At 66.7% G+C, this 6,000-nt stretch carries 5 protein-coding genes; 3 read left to right on the top strand and 2 right to left on the bottom strand.

Annotated elements, in window-relative coordinates; genetic code table 11:
- Positions 1-194 precede the first annotated feature (194 nt).
- A complete protein-coding gene (locus ABZ260_RS04275) occupies positions 195-2,786 on the bottom strand; it encodes a collagenase (protein ID WP_355612820.1) in 2,592 nt (863 codons plus the stop codon).
- 222 nt (positions 2,787-3,008) lie between these two features.
- Between ABZ260_RS04275 and ABZ260_RS04280 the strand changes: the two genes are divergently transcribed.
- Positions 3,009-3,962: a LysR family transcriptional regulator gene (locus ABZ260_RS04280; protein WP_355612823.1), complete on the top strand. Its 954-nt coding sequence runs from the start codon at positions 3,009-3,011 to the stop codon at positions 3,960-3,962.
- A 6-nt stretch (positions 3,963-3,968) separates the two neighbouring features.
- Here ABZ260_RS04280 and ABZ260_RS04285 read toward each other — a convergent pair whose 3' ends face one another.
- Positions 3,969-4,199 (bottom strand): hypothetical protein, encoded by a 231-nt coding sequence (locus ABZ260_RS04285; RefSeq protein ID WP_355612826.1) that lies wholly within the window; start codon positions 4,197-4,199, stop codon positions 3,969-3,971.
- Between the two features lie 323 nt (positions 4,200-4,522).
- Between ABZ260_RS04285 and ABZ260_RS04290 the strand changes: the two genes are divergently transcribed.
- Together ABZ260_RS04290 and ABZ260_RS04295 are read left to right on the top strand one after the other, a co-directional pair.
- Positions 4,523-5,305: a neutral zinc metallopeptidase gene (locus ABZ260_RS04290; RefSeq protein ID WP_355612829.1), complete on the top strand. Its 783-nt coding sequence runs from the start codon at positions 4,523-4,525 to the stop codon at positions 5,303-5,305.
- A 494-nt stretch (positions 5,306-5,799) separates the two neighbouring features.
- The coding region (locus ABZ260_RS04295; RefSeq protein WP_355612832.1) for a hypothetical protein at positions 5,800-6,000 on the top strand (201 nt) is incomplete at its 3' end.

The raw sequence follows: 6,000 nt of genomic DNA on the forward strand, positions 1-6,000 counted from the left end.
GTCCACATATGAAATCGCAGAGCCGGGACCGGCGTGAGCCGGTCCCGGCCGGGGTGTGTCGGTACTGCGTAGTGCCGGTGCCGCGGTGAAATCTCTGTGGCGTCGAGACCCGGCCGGCGGTGCCGAGGGCCGGGACCGGACGTGGGGACCGGTCCCGGCATGGATGATCAGCCGTTATGAGGCGGCGGTGAGCGTCAGTACTCGGCCTTCACTGAGGCCCCGGAGAATGCGGTGGTGGCGTACAGGCTGATGTAGTGGTAGCCGGCCGCCGGGTTGGTCATCGTCAGGGTCTCGCTGTTGCCGGAGTTGGTCGACCGCTGCGTGTACGCCGACTTCGTGGCCCACGTGCTGGGGCTGTAGTAGAGGTCGGCGTTCCCGGTGCCGCCAGACGACGTGATGACGATCCTGGTAGTGCCGGCCGGGAGGTACAGGTAGAAGTAGGCGTGGTTACCGGCGGTCGCGGACACGTTGCCGCGCTGGCAGTTCTTGCCCAGTTCCCTGGTGTCGGACGAGGTGCACTCGGGCAGGGTGCCGCCTCCGGACGTCACGGTCACCTGCTTGGTGGTCGACGCGGTGGCTCCGCCGTTGTCGGTGACGGTCAGCTTCACCGGGTAGGTGCCCGCCGCGGCGTACGCGTGGGTGGGGTTCGCCGCGGTCGAGGACGTGCCGTCGCCGAATTCCCACGAGCGCGAGGCGATCGTGCCGTCGGAGTCGGTCGAGGTGTCGGTGAAGGTCGCGTTGAGGCCGCTGACGGTGAAGGTGAAGTTCGCGGTCGGCGGCTTGTTCGTGCTGCCGCCGCCCGAGCAGGAGCCGGACGCGCAGGCGGTGAGCCAGCTCGACCAGTCACTGTCGTAGCGGGTGCCGATGGTGCTGGTCAGGAAGGTGCGGGCGCCGCTCCAGTTGCCCGCCCGGTAGTTGCCGAGGACGGTGGTGACGTCAGCCGGGTGCTTCTCGAACATGTATCGCACGGCCAGGTAACCCCAGCGGTAGATGCGGGTCGTATCGTGCGAGTAGTCGGTGTCGAACAGCGTCCTGAGCGTGTACGTCTTCTTGGCCGCCTCGGTGATCGCCGCGTCGTAGGTCACGTTCCGGTAGGAGTACGACACGTACTCGGCGAAGCCCTCGATCCACCAGATGGTCGGGGTGGTGATGCCGGCGGTGAAGTCGCCGTACATGTCGAACCGGCCGTCGAGGTAGTGGGTGTACTCGTGGTTGAGGTTCCAGATCTCGAACGCGGGCCGCAGCCACTCCGCCTCGTAGGCGATGAAGCGCGGCTGGTTACCGGCCGCGGCCGGGTCGCCCTCCAGGTACATGCCGCCGTTGTTGGTGTCGATGCCGAACATCGTCCCGGCGTAGTTCTGGTAGTCGGTGCTGGAGTGGAAGACGACGACTTCGATGGTGGTGTTGTTGTCGTTCGCCACGGGGCGGTTGCCGTCGTTCACCAGGTTGTGGAAGTACGTGTCCTGGCTCTTGAGGCTGTTGCAGGCGGTGGTGAGCTGCGCGGAGGTCAAGGCCTGCGCACGGATCGTGATGCTGGAGCTGCAGGTGTACCGGATCGGCAGAATGGCGGCCGCGAGCCGCGCCTGCAGGTCGCAGGTGTCGTAGTAGGAGCAGTTGGCCTTGTCGTAGTAGTCGGTCATCTCAGCGACGCCGACCCACATGGGCGCGGTCGTCCCGGAGATGTCGCCGCGGTCGAGCAGGGCCTTGACCATCGGCCGCACCTTCGACCGCAGGGCGGTTTCCTGAAGGAAGCGGGCCATCTCCCGGCCGGCGTTCGACGCCAGGTAGCTCTGGTCGGTGCCGAGCAGGTTCCAGTTGTTGTCGGCGAAGCCGTACAGCGTGTCGATCACGCTGGGGTCCGCCTGGACGGCGGTCACGAACGCCGGGAGCTGGTGGCCGCGGAAGAGCACCGTGTAGACGTTGTTGACCGCGTTCAGCATCCACCAGCTCGCGTTGTAGGAGCTGTTGTAGCCGTTGAGCAGCCGCTTCACCACGTAGAGGTAGCGGTCGTTCTCCTCGGCGCTGTCGATCAGCGTGACCGCCTCGGCCAGCACCTCGCCGTTGGCGTCGCTCACCGTCGAGGACTTGGAGTTGCCGAAGAAGGCGTCCAGGCCCGCCTCGATCGCGGTCTTGAGCGACGAGCCGTACGTGCCCACGGTGGACGCGTTGTACCAGTGCACGTAGTAGCCGGCGCGCAGGTAGAGCACGAGCTGAGCGGTGCCGGTGGAGTTGTCACCGGGGTAGTACGACCCGTTGTCACGCAGGCCGTACGCGACGCTGCTCATCTGCGCCTCGCGGAAGGCGTAGTAGGCGTCGCTGCCGGTGAGGCTGAACAGGGTGTTGACGCAGTCGGTCGTGGACGACTTGATCTGCTGGACCAGGGCGCTTCCGGTCCGGCTGGTGAAGTCGCTCACGTTGCACGCGGCCGCCTGCACCGTGGCGGCGGACTTCGCCTTCTCCTTCATGGACGGGCGCGGGTGCGCCGGGGCGGGCTCGGGCCGGTCGTAGTCATGGCGCAGCCGCTCGTTGGAGGAGGGCATCGGCGCCCGTTCGCTGACCGGGAGCGGAGAACGCTGGACGTGGTCGGTGCCGTCGGTCGCGAGCAGCGCCGGCGCGGGGGGCGGCGTCCTACCCGCGGATGCCGTCACGACGGGCTTGGCGATGGGCTCGGTGGCGGCCGATGCGGCCGCCGGCTGTAGGGCGAGCCCCAGGCCGAGGACCGGGACGAGGACGAGCGCGGTCAGTGACGATTTTCTGAGCGCGCGCAGGGGTGGGGTGATTCCCACGAGCAACCTCCGGGGGGTGTGGAAGAACGAGCGTGAGGTTGGATGTGACAGGGGATGCCGCGGCGGCCGGAACGGGCCAGGACGCGGCGGGGGCTCCGCCGGGTCCTGTCGGACCGGCGGGCCACGTGGCTCAGGGATCTCGGAGAGCGAAAAGGTGTTGCCGCCCGTAGTTTGGTGACGAAACCAAATCAGCGGTCATAAAAGCACGCATAATTCTTGGTTATGGATCTCGATATCCGTCATCTCCGTATGATCTGTGCGATAGCGGAGTCGGGCAGCCTGACCAGAGCGGCGGCCCAGGTGGGGCTTTCCCAGCCGGCCATGACGAACCTGCTGCGCCGGATAGAGACCTTCGTCGGGGGCGAGCTCTTCGTCCGCAGCCGCTCCGGGGTGGAGCCGACACCGCTCGGCAGCCAGGTCATCGCCCGCGCCCGGATCGTCCTGTCCGAGGTCGACGCGCTGTTCGGCGATCTGCATGGGCCGTCGGAGGCCCGATCCCTGCGGCTGGGCTCGGTCCACGTCGGTTGCGTAGGCAGCATCGTCAACCGGGTCGGCGACGTCCTGCCCGGGCGCGAGATCTCACTACGGATCGAGCCCTCCACGGCGCTGCTGGCGGAGGCGCTCACGCACGGGCGGCTCGACGCGGCGCTGCTCGGCGTCATCGAGGGCTTCGAAGTCACGCTGGCGCCGCCGGTCACCAGTCGGGCGCTGGTATATCGGTATCCGATATTCGTCGCCCTGTCGGCGGGGCACCCGCTTGCGGGAAACGAGGAGATCCGGCTGGCCGACCTCAAGGACGAGGCGTGGATCAGCCCTCCGGGAGCCGACGACGGCTCCCTTGCCGCGCTGCGGGCCTCGTGCCGGGCGGCCGGTTTCGAACCCAGGTTACGCTTCGAGGCGCCGAGCGGTGCCGGCCGCCCCTTGGTGGCGGACGGGCACGGCGTGCGGCTGGTCGATCCCTGCTGGACCGAGGCGCCGGGCACCGCCGTACGACCGCTCATGGGAGAGCCACAGGTGGCACGGCTGCTCGTCGCGTGGCACAGGGACCGCCTGGGCGATGCGACCGCCGGGGCGCTCTATCGCGGCCTTGCCGCGGCGTTCATCGACCATGTGCACGACAATCCTCTCTTCGGACGCTGGTGGGAGGCACACCCCGAGGTGCATCCGCTGGTGTGAGGCCGCTCACCTGGGGACGCGCGTCCTCCATCGCGCACTCCCATGCTCGGCCTCGGCCCTGCCCTCCGCGATGGTGTCGAGGGTCCGGTAGTCATCGCCGAACATGTCGGTTTCCCGCTGGAAGCCGGCAGGCGTCTGCCCGCCGTCGAAGAGGACCGTGCCGATCAGGGCGGGGTTCGCCCGTACGGACTCCAGCAGTTCGACATCGATCTTCGCCAGGTTCAGCCGCATCGACACGATCATGAATGGTAGCCGTGCCGGTCGAGGCCGAGACACGCCTGGCGGAGACCTGCTCCCAGTACGGCCCCGAGCACTTGGTCGGCCAACCGCGGCCGTGCGCGCCGTACAGGCCGCGTTAAATCGCTTCCCTGCCCATCTTCATGGTGCTGTGCTGCTCAAGAGATACGTATGACGCGCATAGGTCACAACGCCTTGCCATGGGATCAGTGAGCGACCCGGGGGTGATGCAGCCCAAGTTGCTCATTTCCGAGATAAGGGAAGGAGCGGACATATGTCAAACACCTACCACTTCTAGACATATACCCCTAATGTTCATCGCCATGAAGACTCGTGCGATCATGGTGGCTGCCGGGGCGTCCGTCCTGCTCTTCTCCGGTACGACCAGTGCCTACGCATATCCGGTCAACGATGCCCCGGACTTGACCAACAACTCTCTTTACGCCGCCGGTAAGCTCCCCGGCGCGGCATGCGCGAAGAAACCCGCCAAGGGAAAGACCCTGGCCTCGGTCACGAAACACGTCAACGCGATCATCTCCTGCCTGAACAACACCTGGGGTTCCTACCTCAAGGAAGCCAACCTGCCGTTCGTCCCGACCCTGGTGGAGATGAAGGGCAAGTACAAGACCGACTGCCGAGGGCGGACGCTGAGCCCGAAGAAATCAGCGGTCTTCTACTGCGGAGGACACGCCAACTTCATCGTGCAGATCCGTGCTGACTGGATCAAGGCGTCCGACGACGTTCAGATTTTTGCGCAGTTGAGCTCGGCGTACGGCGAGCACGTGCTGAACATGGTCGACATCGCCGAGGCCTACAACGCCCTGCACGCCGACGACGGCACTGAGATGTCCGAACAGCTTCGCCGCTACAACCTGCAGGCACAGTGCATCAGCGGAGTGACCGCCAAGAGCCTGTGGCCCGCTCTCGGCTACCCCGCCAAGGATGCCAAACGCCTGGCGGGCCTGGCGAAGGCCGAGGCGGACAAGAGCAAGTTCGACATATTCGGTAAGGGTGCCAACCTGGCCTACTGGTTCAATCGGGGCCACTCCACCGGCAACCCCAAGTCGTGCAACACCTGGACCGCCCCGGTCGGCAAGGTCGCGTAGCCCGTCGCGGCGGAGTCCTGTTGCCGCCGTTTTCCCGTTCGACGGCACGGCTCTCACTTCGCGGGCGCCGTGCCGGACCTGGACGGGCTACCGGTGCACGCTCATGCCGATGAGCGTTGCGACACGAGGTCTGAGCTTCCTTCTGTAGTCCGGACACCGGTGGTGTGTCATCAGGTCATTCGACGCCCAGTGCCTTCTTCACCCGGAGGGCGACTTCGTCGACGCTCCTCATCGCCTGCCACTCGCCCTCCTCTTCCTGTCCGCCCACGAGCTTCGAGCCGTTGGCGAAGGGCGGTGACGGTGCGCCCGGCCGAGGTGCAAGATCGCGCCGGGGCCATCCCCGATGGGGCCCGGGAGACCCCAACCCCGGCAGCCAGATCAAATCCTCGCCAGGGGCGAGTTGCGGGAGGCTCCTCCTGCGCCCAACTCGTCGTGAGGAGGCGGGGAACCCGTCGAGAAAGCCCCACGTCTCAACAGTTGTGATCAACCAAGCGATGGCAACAGTAGTGGTGATCGGATCGCTGCTGGGCGGAACCGGCGTGGCCCGCGCGGGCGCCGCCGAGATCCCCAAGGGGTTCCTGCTGACCGAGCCCGCAGCGACCGCGGGACCGATCGTGGAGGGCGAGGAGTGGTGGAAGATCAGCAACAGTCTGTCCCGGCAGCTCGAACTCAATCCCTGTGGCACGAAGGGGAAA

Origin of the sequence: Streptosporangium sp. NPDC006013, from assembly GCF_040614275.1 — a bacterium.
In the GTDB taxonomy this organism is placed as follows: domain Bacteria; phylum Actinomycetota; class Actinomycetes; order Streptosporangiales; family Streptosporangiaceae; genus Streptosporangium.